Annotated in this window: 15 protein-coding genes and 1 pseudogene; 8 read left to right on the top strand and 8 right to left on the bottom strand. The window is 58.9% G+C overall.

Annotated features, from left to right (window positions below):
- Positions 1–54 precede the first annotated feature (54 nt).
- Complete coding sequence (locus ACOTX4_RS17065) at positions 55–804, top strand: SDR family oxidoreductase (protein WP_003857073.1); 750 nt, start codon at positions 55–57, stop codon at positions 802–804.
- Here the strand turns inward: ACOTX4_RS17065 and ACOTX4_RS17070 are convergent.
- From ACOTX4_RS17070 to ACOTX4_RS17105, 8 genes and pseudogenes are all read right to left on the bottom strand, one after another.
- Positions 758–868, bottom strand: a complete 111-nt coding sequence (locus ACOTX4_RS17070) for a hypothetical protein (RefSeq protein ID WP_349861263.1) — start codon at positions 866–868, stop codon at positions 758–760. The genes ACOTX4_RS17065 and ACOTX4_RS17070 overlap by 47 nt on opposite strands.
- A pseudogene (locus ACOTX4_RS17075) lies at positions 825–1727 on the bottom strand (oligopeptide/dipeptide ABC transporter ATP-binding protein); the annotation flags it as partial. The gene ACOTX4_RS17070 and the pseudogene ACOTX4_RS17075, both read right to left, overlap by 44 nt.
- Positions 1720–2706, bottom strand: a complete 987-nt coding sequence (locus ACOTX4_RS17080) for an ABC transporter ATP-binding protein (protein ID WP_022651223.1) — start codon at positions 2704–2706, stop codon at positions 1720–1722. The pseudogene ACOTX4_RS17075 and the gene ACOTX4_RS17080, both read right to left, overlap by 8 nt.
- Positions 2703–3599 carry a D,D-dipeptide ABC transporter permease gene (ddpC, locus tag ACOTX4_RS17085; RefSeq protein ID WP_003857076.1) on the bottom strand — a complete coding sequence of 299 codons (897 nt, stop codon included), beginning with the start codon at positions 3597–3599 and terminating at the stop codon, positions 2703–2705. Before ddpC ends, ACOTX4_RS17080 begins: the two co-directional genes overlap by 4 nt.
- Positions 3596–4618, bottom strand: coding sequence for an ABC transporter permease (locus tag ACOTX4_RS17090; protein WP_003857077.1), 1023 nt, complete (start codon positions 4616–4618; stop codon positions 3596–3598). The genes ddpC and ACOTX4_RS17090 overlap by 4 nt, the downstream gene beginning before the upstream one ends.
- Positions 4619–4641: 23 nt before the next feature.
- Entirely contained in the window at positions 4642–6174 is a 1533-nt protein-coding gene (locus ACOTX4_RS17095) for an ABC transporter substrate-binding protein (RefSeq protein ID WP_003857078.1), read from the bottom strand.
- 15 nt (positions 6175–6189) lie between these two features.
- Entirely contained in the window at positions 6190–6762 is a 573-nt protein-coding gene (gene ddpX / locus ACOTX4_RS17100) for a D-alanyl-D-alanine dipeptidase (RefSeq protein WP_063937601.1), read from the bottom strand.
- Between the two features lie 12 nt (positions 6763–6774).
- Positions 6775–7629 carry a MurR/RpiR family transcriptional regulator gene (locus ACOTX4_RS17105; protein ID WP_022651219.1) on the bottom strand — a complete coding sequence of 285 codons (855 nt, stop codon included), beginning with the start codon at positions 7627–7629 and terminating at the stop codon, positions 6775–6777.
- Positions 7630–7895: 266 nt separating this feature from the next.
- Between ACOTX4_RS17105 and ACOTX4_RS17110 the strand changes: the two genes are divergently transcribed.
- The 7 genes from ACOTX4_RS17110 (at position 7896) to ACOTX4_RS17140 (ending at position 17232) form a co-directional block, all read left to right on the top strand.
- Positions 7896–9371, top strand: a complete 1476-nt coding sequence (locus ACOTX4_RS17110) for an alpha/beta hydrolase (RefSeq protein WP_063937599.1) — start codon at positions 7896–7898, stop codon at positions 9369–9371.
- Positions 9372–9458: 87 nt separating this feature from the next.
- On the top strand, positions 9459–10670 hold the full coding sequence (locus tag ACOTX4_RS17115; protein ID WP_045333061.1) for a diguanylate phosphodiesterase: 1212 nt from the start codon (positions 9459–9461) through the stop codon (positions 10668–10670).
- Between the two features lie 88 nt (positions 10671–10758).
- The gene (locus ACOTX4_RS17120; protein WP_032609241.1) at positions 10759–11655 is read left to right on the top strand and encodes an aminoimidazole riboside kinase; all 897 of its coding nucleotides are present in this window, start codon (positions 10759–10761) and stop codon (positions 11653–11655) included.
- Between the two features lie 171 nt (positions 11656–11826).
- Positions 11827–13344 carry a carbohydrate porin gene (locus tag ACOTX4_RS17125; RefSeq protein WP_032609240.1) on the top strand — a complete coding sequence of 506 codons (1518 nt, stop codon included), beginning with the start codon at positions 11827–11829 and terminating at the stop codon, positions 13342–13344.
- A gap of 66 nt (positions 13345–13410) precedes the next feature.
- Positions 13411–14781, top strand: a complete 1371-nt coding sequence (locus ACOTX4_RS17130) for a sucrose-specific PTS transporter subunit IIBC (RefSeq protein ID WP_045333059.1) — start codon at positions 13411–13413, stop codon at positions 14779–14781.
- Positions 14781–16187, top strand: a complete 1407-nt coding sequence (locus tag ACOTX4_RS17135; RefSeq protein WP_045333058.1) for a sucrose-6-phosphate hydrolase — start codon at positions 14781–14783, stop codon at positions 16185–16187. The genes ACOTX4_RS17130 and ACOTX4_RS17135 overlap by 1 nt, the downstream gene beginning before the upstream one ends.
- A 28-nt stretch (positions 16188–16215) precedes the next feature.
- The gene (locus ACOTX4_RS17140) at positions 16216–17232 is read left to right on the top strand and encodes a LacI family DNA-binding transcriptional regulator (RefSeq protein WP_003857087.1); all 1017 of its coding nucleotides are present in this window, start codon (positions 16216–16218) and stop codon (positions 17230–17232) included.
- Positions 17233–17250: the final 18 nt, after the last annotated feature.

Here is a 17250-nt window from a genome sequence, read left to right on the forward strand (position 1 = left end):
TCTGCCTGACGCGGGCAAACGCTCCTCTTTTACATCACAACAAAGGTTATGAGTATGAATACAACGCTTGCAGGAAAAATCGCTCTGGTGACCGGTGGCAGCACCGGTATTGGTCTCGCAACGGCACAGGAGCTGGCGGCGCAGGGAGCGAAGGTCTATATCACCGGACGTCGTCAGGCCGAACTGGATGCTGCCCGGGCAGACATTGGCGCCGCGGCGGTAGCTATCCGCGCGGACGTCTCCAGAATGGCCGATCTGGATGCGGTTTACGCGCAGATTGCTAAAGAAGAAGGACGACTCGATATTCTGTTCGCCAACGCCGGGGGCGGCGACATGCTGCCGCTGGGCGCTATCACCGAAGAGCAGTTTGACCGGATTTTTGCCACCAACGTGCGCGGCGTGCTGTTCACCGTCCAGAAAGCGCTGCCGCTGCTCTCATCTGGTTCATCCATTATCCTCACCGGATCGACGGTTTCGATTAAGGGGACGGCGAATTTTAGCGTCTACAGCGCCAGTAAAGCCGCCGTGCGTAACTTTGCCCGCTCCTGGGCGCTGGACTTACAGGGCCGCGGGATACGCGTCAACGTCGTCAGCCCTGGCCCCGTGAAAACGCCCGGTCTTGGCGATCTGGTTCCCGAAGAACAGCGTCAGGGATTATACGATGCGCTGGCGGCCCAGGTACCGCTGGGTCGCCTGGGCGCGCCGGGCGAAGTCGGGAAAGCCGTGGCGTTTCTGGCGTCCGATGCCGCCAGCTTTATTAACGCCACGGAGCTGTTTGTCGATGGCGGGATGGCGCAAATCTAGCGGTTACGCCAGCAGCGTACGCTTCGGCCTTCGGCTGCGGGCTGAAGCGGCTGCGGCCGTTCACATCCCTGCATCGCCAGCGGGCAGCGGTCGCGAAAGTAGCAGCCAACGGGCAGGTGGCGATTACCGGGAAGATCGGTTTTGCGTAATGCCAGATCTTCGTCCAGCGGTTCTCCGGTACGGGGAACGGAGTCAAGCAGCAGCTGCGTATACGGATGCCGCGGCTGACTCAGCACCTGGTCCGCCGGACCCAGCTCCACGATCTGCCCCAGATACATCACTGCCACCCGGTCGCTCATGTGCCGGACCACCGAGACGTTGTGCGAGATCAGTACGTAGGTCAGATTTCGCTGCTGTTGCAGGGCAACCAGCAAATTGAGGATCTGCGCCTGGACAGAAATATCCAGCGCGCTGGTGGGTTCATCCAGCACGATGATGTCAGGATCTGAAGAGAGCGCCCGGGCGATAGCGATGCGCTGGCGCTGTCCGCCCGAAAACGCATGCGGCAGGCGGTCAAGATATTCTGCTCGAATGCCCACCTGCTGCGCCAGCGTCTCAGCCAGCTGACGACGCTCCCGTTCGCTGCGGCGTTGCTGTATCCACACCGGCTCGGTGATTATGCGCCAGACGGGTAAACGCGGATCGAGGGACGAGAGCGGGTCCTGAAATACCATCTGCATACCGCCTGCCGCATTTGCGCGCTGACAGGCACCTGTAATCGGTTTGAGCATGCCCATCAGCAGTTGCGCCAGCGTGCTCTTTCCACAGCCGGATTCCCCCACAACGCCCAGCGTTTCGCCGCGATGGATCCGGAGATCCATGCCGTTGAGGGCGTGTACCTGCTCCGTCACGCGCCCCAGCCAGTTTTTGCGCGCAGGAAAATTCACATGCACGCTATCCAGTTCCAGCAGTACCTCAGACATGTCGTCTCTCCTGTTGTGGGTACCAGCAGGCAGCCTGTTGGCCTTCTGCGCCCGTGGAAATTAAGCGCGGCGTTTCGCTGCATTTCGCCCCGGCAGCAAAACAGCGTTCGCGAAAGGCACATCCGCGCGGGAGGTGGCTGAGGTTAGGTACCGTGCCGGGAATGGCCGGGAGGATCTCGCGCGGTTCACCATTTTCCGGGGCACACCGCAGCAGGCCAATCGAATAGGGGTGTACAGGATGGTGGATCAAAGTCTGCGTGCTGCCGCTTTCGATCACGCTGCCCGCGTACATAACGTACATCCGGTCACAAAGCTGCGACACCACCGCCATATCGTGACTGATAAACAGCACCGACGTCCCGCTGGCGCGCGCTTTGTGTTTCAGTAGCCGCAGCACCTGACGCTGAACGGTCACGTCCAGCGCGGTGGTCGGCTCATCGGCAATGATCAGCTCCGGCTCGCAGGAGAAGGCAAGGGCGATCATCACCCGCTGGCGCATGCCGCCGGAAAGCTCAAACGGATAGCGATCCATCACCTGTGCCGCATCCGGGATTTGCATCTCGCCCAGCAGGGCGATCGCCTTCTGCTGCGCGTCGCGGCGGGAAAGCGACTGATGCTGGCGGATCACCTCCACCATTTGTCTGCCAATCCGGCGCGTAGGGTTAAGCGCCGTCATCGGCTCCTGAAAAATCATCGCCACCCTGGCGCCGCGCCACTGACGAAGCTGTTTTTCCGACGCGTTCAGGACATCTTCCCCGAGCAGGGTGACCCGGCCATGGTGAACATGGTAACTGCCTTCCGGCAGCAGGCGCATCGCCAGCATCGCGGTGACCGATTTTCCCGAGCCGGATTCGCCCACCACGCCGACAATTTCACCCCGGCCAATCTCCAGCGAGACGTGGTTGAGCGCGTGGACGTCACCGCGAAAAATGGGGAAGCTCAGATGCAAATCTTCAATCGATAATACGGAATCACTCATGACTGCTTCCCTCCTGATTTGGGATCCAGCAGGTCGCGAAGACCATCGCCAAACAGATTAAACCCAACCGCCGTGATCAGAATTGCCGCCCCCGGAAACGCGCAGTACCACCACTGGTCAAGCACGTAGTTACGCCCCACGGCCACCATCGCGCCCCATTCGGCGGTCGGCTGCTGCGCGCCTAATCCAATAAAGCCCAGCGTGGCGGCCATCAGAATGGCGCTGCCGATATCCAGCGACGCCTGTACGATCAGCGGCGGAAGGGCGTTACGCAGGATATGCCAGCTGATCAGGTGCCAGCGCGATGCGCCAAAGGTGCGGGCGGCCTGCACGTAGGTGAACTGGCGCACCAACAGCGTTTGCCCGCGTGCCAGCCGCACGTAAAACGGAATGCGTACAATCGCAATCGCCAGCATCGCGTTAAACAGGCTTGGGCCGAGCGCGGCGGCCAGCGCCATCGTCAACACCAGCGAGGGGATGGAGAGCATAATGTCCATGATACGCATAATGATGGCGTCGCCGCGTCCGCCGAGTACGCCGGACAAACAGCCGAGCAGAGAACCGATGCCGCCCGCAATCACCACCACCGCCAGCCCCGCCGTGATGGACTGCTGGCTGCCCACCAGCACGCGGCTGAACAGATCCCGGCCCACCTCATCGGTGCCAAACCAGTGCTGGGCTGAAGGCGCCTGCAATCGCGCGGTCAGATCCAGCGCATTCGGATCGTGCGGGACTATCCACGGCGAGACCATCATCATCAGCAGCATCACGATCATAATCACCCCGCCGATCAGCGTGAGCGGGCTTTTGCGTAACATCCAGAATAGCTTTGCCCAGTTAATGCGCTGTTTAGCGGTGCTGACAGGGACGGGCGTTTCCTGAGTTAACATCATTCGGCACCTCCGCGCCCGATTCGCGGGTCGATCCACAGATACAGCAGATCCACCACCAGATTGACGAAGACATAGGCCAGCGATACCACGACCGCGAAGCCCATGACGGCAGGGAAGTCCAGCGCCTGAATGGAGGTCACCACCCAGGCTCCCATTCCCGGCCAGGCAAACACGGTTTCGGTAAGGACTGCCCCGTACAGCAGATCGCCCAGCGCCAGCCCGAGCACGGTAATGGAGGGGATCATGGCGTTGGGTAAGGCGTAGCGCAGCACGATGTACCACCCCGGCAACCCGCTCGCGCGGGCGGTACGAATATAATCCTCGCTCAGTTGCTCCAGCATCGCGGAACGTACCTGACGCGCCACAATACCCAGATGCACAAAGGCCAGGGTCAGGGAGGGGAGAATCAGGTGCTGTAGGGCGTTGAAAAACACCTCGCCGTTGCCTTCCAGCAGAGCGTCCAGCAGATAAAAACCGGTAACGTGGGCGGGCGGATCGAGCCAGTCGTCCAGCCTGCCGCCGCCGGGCAGAATTTGCAGTTGCCCGTAGAACAGAACGATAACACCCAGTCCCAGCCAGAAGGCAGGCGTCGAGATGCCCGTCATCGCCATCAGTCGCACCAGGTGATCCAGCCAGCGGTTACGGTACACCGCCGATAAAATGCCCAGCGGCACGCCAATCACCAGGGCCAGCAGCAAAGAGCAGAAGGCCAGTTCCAGCGTGGCGGGGAAAAAGGCTTTCAAATCTTCCGCAACGGGGCGACCGGTGCGAATGGATGTGCCCAGATCGCCATGCGCCAGCGCCTCTACATAGCGGCCAAACTGAATATAGAGCGGTTGATCCAGCCCCAGCTGCTGGCGGATGCCCTGCACGATTTCATCGCTGGCGCGGTCACCGGCCAGCAGGCGGGCCGGATCGCCGGGGATCAGGTGTGAAATAATAAAAGTAATAATACAGACACCGGCCACCACCAGGATTAACCCCCAGCAGCGCTGGCGCACAATGCTCCAGAACGTCATACACTTTCCCCCGGCGTGGGCCGTTACTTACTCATGGTGGCGATGTTAAAGACCTGCTCAAGCATCGGATTAAAGGTGAAGCCTTTGACCTCTTTGTTCATCGCCAGCTGATAGTTCTTCTGGAACAGATAAACGTAAGCCGCCTCGTCAATCACCACTTTCTGCGCCTGCTGGTAATCTTTGGTGCGCTCCGCCTGATCGGTGGTTTTCAGTGCCGCCTGCAACAGCGCATCGACCTCTTTGTTCTCATAGAATGAGCGGTTACCCGGCAGCCCTTTTTTGTCCGATTCGAACCAGTAGTTCATGAACATGTACGGGTCAGCGAAGTCCGGGCTCCAGTTACCAATCGCAATGTCATAATCACCTTTGCCGACGCGGTCGCGCATGGTGGCGTTCGCCAGTTTCTCGAGCTTGACGTTAATCCCCAGCTTGCCCAGGCTCGCCTGCGTGGAGAGGGCGATAGGCTCCCAGTTCGGGTCGTTATCGGAGTAGAGGAACGTCAGGCTGGCCGGTTTATCGTTGACTTTCTCCAGCGCCGCTTTGGCTTTGGCCTCGTCAAAGCTGTACTGCATGGCGTTCGCATCAAAGCCCCACATGCCCTCCGGGATCGGGCCGCGCATCTGCTTGCCGTTCCCGCTGAGAATGCCTTTCACCATCCCCTGATAATCGGTCGCCCAGGAGACCGCGCGGCGCAAATCCACCTGATTCATCGGAGGCTTACTGTTGTTCAGATAGAGGTAGGTCACCCGCAGGGACGGGTATTCCGCCACGGCCACTTTGCCTTCCTGCTTCAGAGCGGCAAGCTGATCCACCGGCAGGGCGTCGGCGATATCCAGATCGCCACGGGAAAGTTGCAGGCGACGCGAGGCGCTTTCACCGATAATCTTGACCGAGACACGCTTGAAGTGCGGCTTTTCACCCGGCCAGTGTGGGTTGGGCACCATCACCAGCTGCTGACCTTTCCGCCAGCTTTTCAGCATAAACGGTCCGGAACCCGCGGTGTTTTGCGCCAGGAAACCGCGTGCGTCGTCGGCGGCATTGGCTTTCAGCACCGCCGGGTTGACGATCGACGCGCCGTCATTGGCCAGCGTGTAGAGGAACGGGGCGAACGGCTGGCTGAGGGTGAATTTCACCGTATGCTCATCCACCGCGTCCACTTTCAAATCTTTCGGGAACGCTTCGGAAGGTCCCTGGTTAATTTTCAGCAGACGTTCAAACGACAGCTTGACCGCTTCGGCGGTCACCGGCGTGCCGTCGGAGAATTTTGCATTATCTGCCAGGGTGAACGTCCACTCTTTCTGGTCGTCAGACGCCTTCCAGCCCGTCGACAGATCGCCTTCCACCTCCGTGGTGCCAGGCTTGTATTTCACCAGACGCTGGTACGAGGGGTAGGTCACCGTCCAGTCGTTGTTATCGATAGTGACCGCCGGATCCAGCGTTTGCGGATCGGCAGCTTTCCCAATCACCAGCATATCTTTTGGCACCGCCGCCAGCGCGAGAGGGGCGCTCAGGGCGAGCGTAGCGGCAATCAGGGTTGTAAGCAGCGTTGTTTTCATGGCGGGGCTCCAGAATTACAGTGAGTGTGTGGTCGGATAACAGGCGAACTGGTCATCTAACAGCGGGTAGCTGGCGGCATTCGGCAGTTCGAAATGCCACCATTCGCTGCTGATGCCCACAAAACCGCCGCCGTACATAACGGCGTTCAGGAGCAGACGATTTCGCTGCGCCTCAGGCGGAACGGAAGGGTGCCAGGCATGAGAACGGTCGTGCATTTCGTCAAACCCGGCACCCATATCCAGCACGTTGTCGTTTTCATCCATCAGCGTGACGTCAATGGCGGTGCCCCGGCTGTGGTTAGAGCCAATTGCGACATCCACCACGTATTCCGGATTGGGGCAGGCATCCCAGAGTTGCGACTGCGCCTGCTGGGGGCGGTAGGCGTCGTAAACCACCAGCTTCAGACCGGCCAGCGCGGCGATGCCGATCGCTTTCGCCAGCGCGGTGGCGGCATCCGTATGCAACAGGCACGCGGCGTGCTGGTAGATCGGGCGGCCAGTGATGTTATCGGCGGTCGCGTATTTCAGATCGATATGCAGCGTGGGAAAGGTTTTCGCCACATCAATCAGTTGACTCTCTTCAGGCATAGCTCCGCTCCTTTAGCGTTCAAATTGACCAAACTCTTGTTGTAGTTGTCGGTTGATTGCCAGACGTTCCGGCAGCGCATCCCCCAGCGCCTCCACAACGCCCGACAGCAGCAGGTTGAACAGACAGCTCACCGGCGCCAGCGAATCCCAGAAATGGCCGGTATCGGTCTTCACCTGGAGTAAATCAATCGGGTAATCCCGCGCCCACGGGCACCAGATATCGGTGATCAGCGCCATCGCCAGGCCTTTTTCGCTCGCCACGCGGCAGTACTGGCGGGCAATGGCGGAGTAGGCGCGGGTATCCGTCAGCACGATATACGGGTTCGCAAAGCCGGAGTTAAGCGACTCCACCCAGCTACCGGAGAGCCCTTCTGAATAGCTCACCCGCGGGCGCAGATACTCCAGATGGCTGAAGAACGCATTGGCGATCCCGCGCGTGGACTGGATCCCCAGCACGAAAACGGCGTCGGCATGGGTAAGTTGCTGGACCACCTGCCTGAACGTTTCGCTTTGCGCCAGCTGGTAGACATGGGCAATGGCGTCCACCTCCAGCGACAGGGAGTTCTGAAGGCGATCCGACAGCGGCTGTTGCTGCTTCCAGGAGTCGAGACGCTCGTTAATGCCCCAGGGCTGGTGGGGATCGCGCAGGCTTTTTTTGGCGTCGTCCAGGTTGCGATAGCCCAGCTTGCGCAGAAAGCGTCCGACGGTGATCCCGCTGGTGGCCGTGGCCAGCGCCACGCTCTCTGCCGTTTCAAAGGGGATCTGCCCGACGTGCGCCAGCATCCAGCTTGCCACCCGTTTTTCGCTCGGGGTGAGCTGGCTAAAGGTCGCTTCGATACGGCTCAACACCTCAGGTTTGGTCGTCATACCGCCTCGCTGTTAACTGGCTGTCAAAGGCCGGGTTTCTGTTACCGGATTAACAATGCAGGACGCGTGCCATGTTCACATTGCGGCGAAAACGCGCTGTGCAGCAAAGTTAATGCAATATTTGTTTAACATGTGATCAACATTTGTGCAGCGTAGTTCACTTTTGGTGCAGTGTGCAGGCTGAAGGGTATCTATTTGGTGAATACGTCAGCCTCTTCACATTTTTTGGTAAGATGAAAGCTCTGGGAAAAAAGAGGGAGCCTTACATGGCGAATTTGCCCTGGCGGGTCAGCGTGCGCCTGATGGCTCTCGCAAAAAAAATAGCGATGGTCATCGGGATCATTGTGCTCGTTCTGCTTTCGGTGCGGGTTTATCTTTCGCAGCAGGGGCCAGCCCTGCATCACTGGCACACCTGGCGGGCTGATGAAATGTCTGTGCAGGAGATGGATAACGCGACCTTCGCAGCGTATGTCGCGCGGGAAAACGCCATCTTCACCGCTCTCGACGCTGAGGTGACGGCGAAAGTCACCCCCGCAGAGCGCACGCCGCTGAACCGTTATTACCGCCAGAGCCTGGTGTGGCCAGGACACTTTTCCCCGGATGCAAACCGGTCGTTCGTGCTGATGCCTGCCGGAAAGCCGCGCGGGGGGGTGGTATTGCTGCACGGTCTGACGGATTCGCCCTACAGCGTCAGGCATCTGGCAGAGAATTATCAAAAGCACGGCTTTGTGGCCGTAGTGCCTCGTTTGCCCGGACACGGCACGGCACCGGGCGCGCTGACAGACGTTGACTGGGAGGCGTGGCTGGCGGCAACGCGCCTCGCGGTTCGTGAAGCGACACGCCTGACGGGGAACGATCTCCCCCTGCATCTGGTGGGCTACTCCAACGGCGGGGCGCTGGCGATGAAATATGCCCTCGACGCCCTTGATGCGCCTGCACTGCGTCAACCTGAGCAGATCGTGTTGCTCTCACCGATGATTGGCGTCACGGCGTTTGCGCGCTTTGCCGGATTCGCCGGGCTACCGGCTATGTTACCGGCGTTTGCCAAAGCCGCGTGGCTCAACATTTCGCCGGAATATAATCCTTATAAATACAATTCGTTCCCGGTGAATGCGGCACGTCAGTCCTGGCTGCTTACCCAGGCGCTGCATGAGCAGATAAACCGCGATGTTCATGATCACAAACTGGCGCAGCTTCCGCCGATACTTGCTTTCCAGTCGGTCATGGATTCAACGGTCAGTACCCGCGCCGTGGTCAGCGGGCTGTTTGACCAGCTTCCGGCAAACGGCAGCGAACTGGTGGTTTTTAATATCAACCAGGCCGGGAGTTTCCGTCCACTGTTCAGGCCATCATCCTGGACGGCGGTGGCTGACCTGCTACCGGAGGCAAAAAGACGTTACAGTGTCATAATTGTGACCAATGCCAGCCCCGACAGGTTTGATATGGTGGCAAAGACAACGCCAGCGGGCAGCACCCGGGAAACGGTGATGCCGCTGTCGGTCGCGTATCCGCAGGAGGTTTATTCCCTGTCGCATGTTGCTATTCCGTTCCCGCCTGATGACGATCTGTATGGCCGCCATCCTGCGGTGAAAAACCGCTACGGTATCAGCCTCGGGACGATAGCCCTGTGGGGAGAAACATCGGTTCTGAGCGTCGGCAAAGATGCGCTGATGCGCGTGACGTCGAATCCGTTCTACGACTATATGCAGACGAGGATCGACAGCCGTATCGGGGAGAATTAAGCCCGACGTGGAATAGATTAGGTCACACCGGGGAACTGTGTTAAACAGTACCGTTCAGGCGTATACCCCATACCGGACCCCGTTTCTGTGCTGACAACTCTCATTTATCGAAGCCAGCTTAGCTTAACCTGCACCCCCGCAGCGTTAAGCGCGCTGGTTGAACAGGCCAGGATCCGTAACACGGAGCAGGGCATCTCAGGCATTCTTCTCTCCCGTGGACGTGACGTTCTGCAAATTCTCGAAGGCACGGAACAGCGCGTCGTCGCGCTTTTTAACTCCATCCGTGCGGATGACCGGCATACCGGCGTAGTGGAGCTGATGCGCGATTACGGCCCGCGCAGACGTTTCGAAGACGTGGGAATGCTGCTGTTTGACCTGGACGTTCAGACCCCGAAAGCGGTTCTGGCGTCGGTTCTGCATTACAGCAAGCTGGAAAGTTATCTGACTTCTGAGGATCGGGTCTTCAAATTCATTCAGACCTTTATCACCGGTAAAACCGCTATCCCACCCGCTTCGGACTATGAGCCCGATAAATGGACGCTTTCGCGAGAGCGCGCGCCGTTTGGTAAAGGGTTAGGTCTGCTGGCGGGACAGCCCTGCCAGTTTGCGCTGCAACCCATTGTCGAGCCGTCCGAAGGCAAGATCAGTTCTCTCGAAGCGCTTATACGCGGAAACGACGGCGGCAGCCCGGAGCATTTCTTCCGTAGTCTCGATCGTGAACTGATTTACGAAGTCGACCTGCAAACCAAAGCCTGGACCTTTGCGCTGGCGCAAAAGCTCGGCATCGGCAGCCACAAACTGGCGGTGAACCTGCTGCCAATGTCGCTGGTTAACGTGCCGGGCGCGGTAGAGTTCCTGGTAACGCAGATCAAAAAGCACAATCTACAGCCGGAGCAGGTGATCATTGAAGTCACTGAGAACGAGATGATCTCAGGCTTCAACCAGTTTAACAGCGCGATTAAACAGCTGCGGGCGGAAGGGGTTGGGCTGGCGATAGATGATTTTGGTTCCGGCTATGCTGGTCTTTCGCTGCTCACGCGGTTCCAGCCGGATAAACTCAAAATCGACAGAGAGATCGTCAGCGATATCCACCTGAGCGGGCCCAAGCAGGCGATTGTGAAGTCGATAATCAGCTGCTGCACCGATCTGGAGATTACGCTGGTCGCAGAAGGCATTGAGAAGATAGAAGAGTGGTGCTGGCTTGAATACGCCGGTATTCGCCGCTTCCAGGGCTTTTTGTTCGCCCGCCCGCAGCTCAATGGCGTGGGTGATATCCACTGGCCCCATCGGGTGGGTTAAGCAAATTTTCCCTCGCCATATTTCCCCGACACCCTGCCTGTGCTTAAATAGCTAAACCGGTTTAACATGATTTAGCTAAGAAGGTGATATGGAGACGATCTGGGTACTTGGCGATGCAGTGGTGGATCTGTTGCCCGACGGAGAGGGCAAACTGCTGCAATGTCCTGGCGGCGCACCGGCCAACGTCGCGGTAGGGGTAGCGCGTCTGGGCGGCAGAAGCGCCTTTATAGGCCGGGTGGGCGACGACCCCTTCGGGCATTTTATGCAAAAAACGCTTGCGGATGAGCAGGTTAATACAGAATGGCTGCGGCTGGACCCGCAGCATCGCACCTCCACGGTGGTGGTGGATCTCGATAACGACGGTGAACGTTCCTTTACCTTTATGGTTCGCCCGAGCGCTGACTTGTTCCTCGACGCCGCCGACCTCCCGTCATTCCGCGCCGGGGAGTGGCTGCACGTCTGCTCTATCGCGCTCAGCGCCGAACCCAGCCGTTCCGCGACGTTTCAGGCGATGGCCGCGATCAGACAGGCGGGGGGATTCGTCAGCTTTGACCCCAATATCCGCGCCGATCTCTGGCACGATGAAGTCGAGCTGCGTCAGTGTCTTGAGCGGGCATTAGCCTGTGCAGATGTGGTGAAAATCTCGGTGGAAGAGCTGGCGTTCTTAACCGGAAATGCGCAGGTCCATGAGGGGCTGGCGGCGCTGATGCGCACCTGTCCGGCCAGGCTGGTGCTGGTAACGCAGGGAAAAGAGGGCGTCACCGCCTGGCAGGAAGGCGCGTTGACACACTATGCTGCATCACCCGTGGAATGCATTGATACCACTGGCGCGGGGGATGCTTTCGTCGCAGGGCTACTGTTCGGTCTGGCACGTTATGGCCAGGCCCGTCTCTCAGAGGTCATCACGTTAGCGCAGCGCTGTGGGGCGCTGGCGACAACCGCAAAAGGGGCAATGACCGCGCTGCCTTATCATCACGAACTGTAATTCACCTCTCCAGGCCACCATTCGGCGGCCTGAATTGTCGCCTCGATCACACTTACTAAAACGGTTTAGCAAAAAACATTGCCGATCTAAAATTCAACGGTTTAGTATCACCAGCCTAAACCGGTTTAGCAATTTAGCACTTTCACCGATAGTTATTAGGGATGCGACAAAATGTATAAAAAACGCAGACTTGCCGTGATGATAGGCATGCTGGCCGGCAGTACCTCTGTTTTTGCCCAGACGGATATGACCCGTATCGAAGCGCGCCTGGCGGCGCTGGAGCAGCGTTTGCAGGAGGCGGAAACTCGCGCGCAGGTTGCTGAAAAGCGCGCCACGGCAGCGGAACAGAAAACGCAGCAGCTGGTGGCTGCGCAGCAGGAAGCGCAAACCTCCACACAGGCGGTGGCGCAACGCACCACGATGCTGGAAGAAAAAGCCGACCGGACAGGCGGTTTTGAATTTCACGGTTACGCCCGTTCCGGCCTGCTGATGAACGACGCGGCCTCCAGCAGCAAAAGCGGCCCTTATCTGACGCCCGCCGGGGAAACGGGCGGGGCCATCGGGCGTCTGGGGAACGAAGCGGATACCTACGTTGAGCTGAATGTTGAGCACAAACAGACGCTGGAGAATGGCGCGACGACGCGCTTTAAGGCGATGCTGGCCGACGGTCAGAAAACCTATAACGACTGGTCGGCAGACAGCAGCGACCTGAACATTCGTCAGGCCTTTGCCGAGCTGGGCAATTTGCCGGACTTTACCGGCGCGCTGAAGGGCAGCACCTTCTGGGCGGGTAAGCGTTTTGACCGCGACAACTTCGACATTCACTGGCTGGATTCCGACGTGGTATTTCTCGCCGGGACCGGTGGCGGCGTCTACGACGTGAAGTGGAACGATACGCTGCGCAGTAACTTCTCCCTTTATGGCCGTAACTTCGGCAGCGAAGAGGAGATCGACAACAACGTTCAGAACTACATCCTCAGCATGAATCACTTCGCCGGGCCGGTGCAGATGATGGTCAGCGGCTTACGGGCAAAAGATAACGACGACCGTAAGGACAGCAACGGCGATCCGATTAAAACCGACGCGGCCAATAACGGAGTACATGCGCTGGTTGGTCTGCATAACGAGAGCTTCTACGGCCTGCGGGAAGGTTCCGCCAAAACGGCGCTCCTTTACGGCCACGGTCTGGGCGCCGAGGTGAAAAGCATTGGTTCAGACGGCGCGCTGCTGTCAGAAGCCGATACCTGGCGTTTTGCTAGTTACGGTGTCACGCCTCTGGGCGGTGGCTGGCACATTGCGCCCGCCGTGCTGGCTCAAAGCAGTAAGGACCGCTACGTGAAGGGCGACAGCTATGAGTGGGTCACGCTCAACACGCGTCTGATCAAAGAGGTGACCCAGAATTTCGCCCTCGCGTTCGAGGGCAGCTATCAGTACATGGATTTAAGCCCGGAAGGCTACAAGGATCGCAATGCGGTTAACGGTAGCTTCTACAAGCTGACCTTCGCGCCGACGTTAAAGGCGGGCAAGATTGGCGATTTCTTCAGCCGTCCGGAGCTGCGTCTGTTCGCCACCTGGATGGACTGGAGCAGCAAGCTGGATAACTACGCCAGCGATGACGCCTTTGGCAGCAGCGGCTTTAACGCGGGCGGGGAATGGAACTTTGGGGTGCAGATGGAAACCTGGTTTTAACCCTTCACGCTCCCGCATCGCGGGGGCGTTTCAAACACCATAAAAAGAGGTCAGGAAGAGGTATCTATGGATTTTAATCATATTGCGCGCGAGCTGATTCCGCTGCTCGGTGGCAAAGAGAACATTGCCAGCGCGGCACATTGCGCCACGCGCCTTCGTCTGGTGCTGGTCGATGATGCGCTTGCCGACCAGCAGGCTATCGGCAAGGTTGAAGGCGTGAAAGGCTGTTTTCGCAACGCCGGGCAGATGCAGGTGATCTTCGGCACCGGGGTGGTGAATAAGGTTTACGCCGCGTTTATTCAGGCGGCAGGAATTAGCGAGTCCAGTAAATCGGAAGCGGCGGATATTGCGGCCCGCAAGCTGAACCCGTTCCAGCGTATCGCGCGTCTGCTCTCCAACATCTTCGTGCCGATTATCCCGGCGATCGTGGCCTCGGGTCTGCTGATGGGCCTGCTGGGGATGGTTAAAACCTACGGCTGGGGTAATCCGGATAACGCGCTCTATATCATGCTGGATATGTGCAGCTCGGCGGCGTTTATTATTCTGCCGATCCTGATTGGCTTCACCGCCGCGCGGGAGTTTGGCGGCAACCCGTATCTGGGGGCAACGCTCGGCGGCATCCTGACTCATCCGGCGCTGACCAACGCCTGGGGCGTAGCGTCCGGCTTCCACACCATGAACTTCTTCGGTCTTGAAATCGCCATGATTGGCTATCAGGGAACCGTCTTCCCGGTGCTGCTGGCGGTGTGGTTTATGAGCATTGTGGAAAAACAGCTGCGCCGGGCAATACCGGATGCGTTAGATCTGATCCTGACGCCGTTCCTGACCGTCATTATCTCCGGCTTTATCGCGCTGTTGATTATTGGCCCGGCGGGACGCGCGTTGGGCGACGGGATCTCCTTCATTCTTAGCACCCTGATTGCCCACGCGGGCTGGCTGGCCGGGCTGTTGTTTGGTGGGCTCTATTCGGTGATTGTCATTACCGGCATTCACCACAGCTTCCACGCTATTGAGGCCGGACTGCTGGGTAATCCGTCGATTGGCGTTAACTTCCTGCTGCCGATCTGGGCGATGGCGAACGTGGCGCAGGGCGGGGCGTGTCTGGCGGTGTGGTTCAAAACCCGCGATGCTAAAATCAAAGCCATTACCTTACCGTCGGCGTTTTCCGCGATGCTGGGCATCACCGAAGCGGCAATTTTTGGCATCAACCTGCGTTTTGTGAAGCCGTTTATCGCGGCGCTGATCGGTGGTGCGGCGGGCGGTGCCTGGGTGGTGTCGGTGCATGTCTACATGACCGCCGTTGGCCTGACCGCGATTCCCGGTATGGCTATCGTTCAGGCCAGCTCGCTGCTCAACTATATTATCGGCATGGTGATTGCATTTGGCGTGGCGTTCACCGTCTCTCTGCTGCTGAAATATAAGACGGACTCTGAATAATGACTTTAACTTCCCGCTGGCCTGCCGTATTGCAGGCCGTGATGCAAGGCCAACCGCGTGCGCTGGCGGACAGCCACTATCCGCAGTGGCATCCCGCGCCGGTGACGGGGCTGATGAACGATCCGAACGGCTTTATCTGGTTTGCCGGACGCTATCATCTGTTTTATCAGTGGAACCCGCTGGGCTGCGATCATCGCTACAAGTGCTGGGGACACTGGAGCTCAGCAGATCTGGTGCACTGGCAGCACGAGCCAATGGCGCTGATGCCTGACGAAGAGTATGACCGCAACGGCTGTTACTCCGGCAGCGCCGTGGATAACAACGGCGTGCTGACCCTGTGCTATACCGGCAACGTTAAGTTTGACGATGGCGGCCGCACCGCCTGGCAGTGTCTGGCGGTGCAAAATGACGACGGCACGTTTGCCAAACTGGGACCGGTGTTGCCTCTGCCGGACGGGTATACCGGGCACGTCCGCGATCCGAAAGTGTGGCGCCATGACGGGCAGTGGTACATGGTGCTCGGGGCGCAGGATCGGCATAAGCGCGGCAAGGTGCTGCTGTTTACGTCAGCCGATTTACACACCTGGGCGCCCTGCGGCGAAATCGCTGGTCACGGCGTCAACGGACTCACGGACGCGGGCTATATGTGGGAGTGCCCGGATCTGTTTGCGCTTGATGGCACACACGTCTTGATCTGCTGCCCGCAGGGGCTGGCGCGCGAACCGCATCGCTATCTCAACACCTATCCGGCCGTCTGGATGAGCGGGGCCTTTGATTATCAAACGCCTGCATTTACGCACGGCGAGCTGCATGAGCTTGACGCCGGATTCGAATTTTACGCGCCGCAAACCACGGTGGCAGAAGATGGCCGCCGCCTCCTCATCGGCTGGATGGGCGTGCCGGACGGCGAAGAGATGCTCCAGCCTACGCGGGCGCACGGCTGGATCCACCAGATGACCTTTCCTCGCGAGCTGCGCTACCGCGACGGTAAGCTCTGGCAGACCCCGGTCCGTGAGCTGGAAACGCTGCGCGAGGATGAACACCACTGGCAGGGACGCGCCAGCGATGCCCCGGTGCTGGCGGGAGCGCGTCTTGAGTTCGAACTGAGCGCCTCGTGCGTGAACGTGGATTTTGCCGGCGCGTTGCGACTGATTGTGGATGATGCGGGGATCCGTCTGGAACGCGCCAGTCTGAAAACCGCAGACACGCTGACCCGCTACTGGCAGGGCACTGTTCATCATTTACGCGTGCTGTGTGACCGTTCCAGCGTCGAAATTTTCATCAATCACGGTGAAGGCGTCATGAGCAGCCGCTATTTTCCTGACCATCCGGCCCAGGTACGCTTCGAAGGTGCGTCCGACATCACATTACGCTACTGGTCGCTGCGCAGCTGCATGATAGAATAGAGGTTTTGGCAGCCGGATCTAAGTCGTTGTGAGAAAAACAAAACGCGTCACCATTAAAGATATCGCGGAGCTCGCGGGGGTATCAAAAGCCACCGCCAGCCTGGTGCTGAACGGCCGCAGCAAAGAGCTTCGGGTGGCGGAGGAGACACGCGAGCGCGTGCTGGCGATTGCCAAAGAACATCATTATCAGCCCAGTATTCACGCCCGTTCGCTGCGGGACAACCGCAGCCACACCATTGGTCTGGTGGTGCCAGAAATCACCAACTACGGGTTTGCCGTTTTTTCTCATGAGCTGGAGACCCTCTGCCGCGAGGCGGGTGTTCAGCTGCTGATCTCCTGTAGCGATGAAAATCCGGGCCAGGAGACGGTGGTGGTCAATAACATGGTGGCCCGCCAGGTGGACGGGCTGATTGTCGCCTCCAGCATGCTCAACGACGCGGACTATCAAAAGCTGAGCGAACAGTTGCCCGTTGTGCTTTTTGACCGTCATATGAACGACAGTACTCTGCCGCTGGTCCTCACCGATTCAATTACCCCAACCGCCACACTGGTGGCCGACATCGCGCGCCAGCATCCGGATGAGTTCTACTTCCTCGGCGGCCAGCCGCGGCTTTCCCCGACGCGTGACCGTCTGGAAGGGTTTAAGCAGGGGCTGCGTGACGCTGGCGTCGAGTTACGTCCGGAGTGGATCATTCATGGTAATTACCATCCGAGCTCCGGCTACGAAATGTTTGCCGAGCTTTGCGCGCGCCTGGGCCGCCCGCCAAAAGCCCTTTTTACCGCCGCCTGCGGTCTGCTGGAAGGGGTGTTGCGCTATATGGGGCAACATAATCTGCTGCAAAGCGATATGCGTCTGGCCAGCTTTGACGATCACTATCTCTATGATTCTCTGACCATTCCTGTCGATACCGTTCGTCAGGATAACCGCCAGCTCGCCTGGCACTGCTTTGATCTGATTGGCAAACTGATTGAAGGGGAAACGCCGGAGCCGATCCAGCGTAAGCTGGATGCCACCCTGCAACGGCGATACAAGGCCGTGGAGTGACAGGGTAACGTATGAGAG

Origin of the sequence: Enterobacter cloacae complex sp. IR5459 (genome assembly GCF_049238005.1) — a bacterium.
Taxonomy (GTDB): domain Bacteria; phylum Pseudomonadota; class Gammaproteobacteria; order Enterobacterales; family Enterobacteriaceae; genus Enterobacter; species Enterobacter hormaechei_C.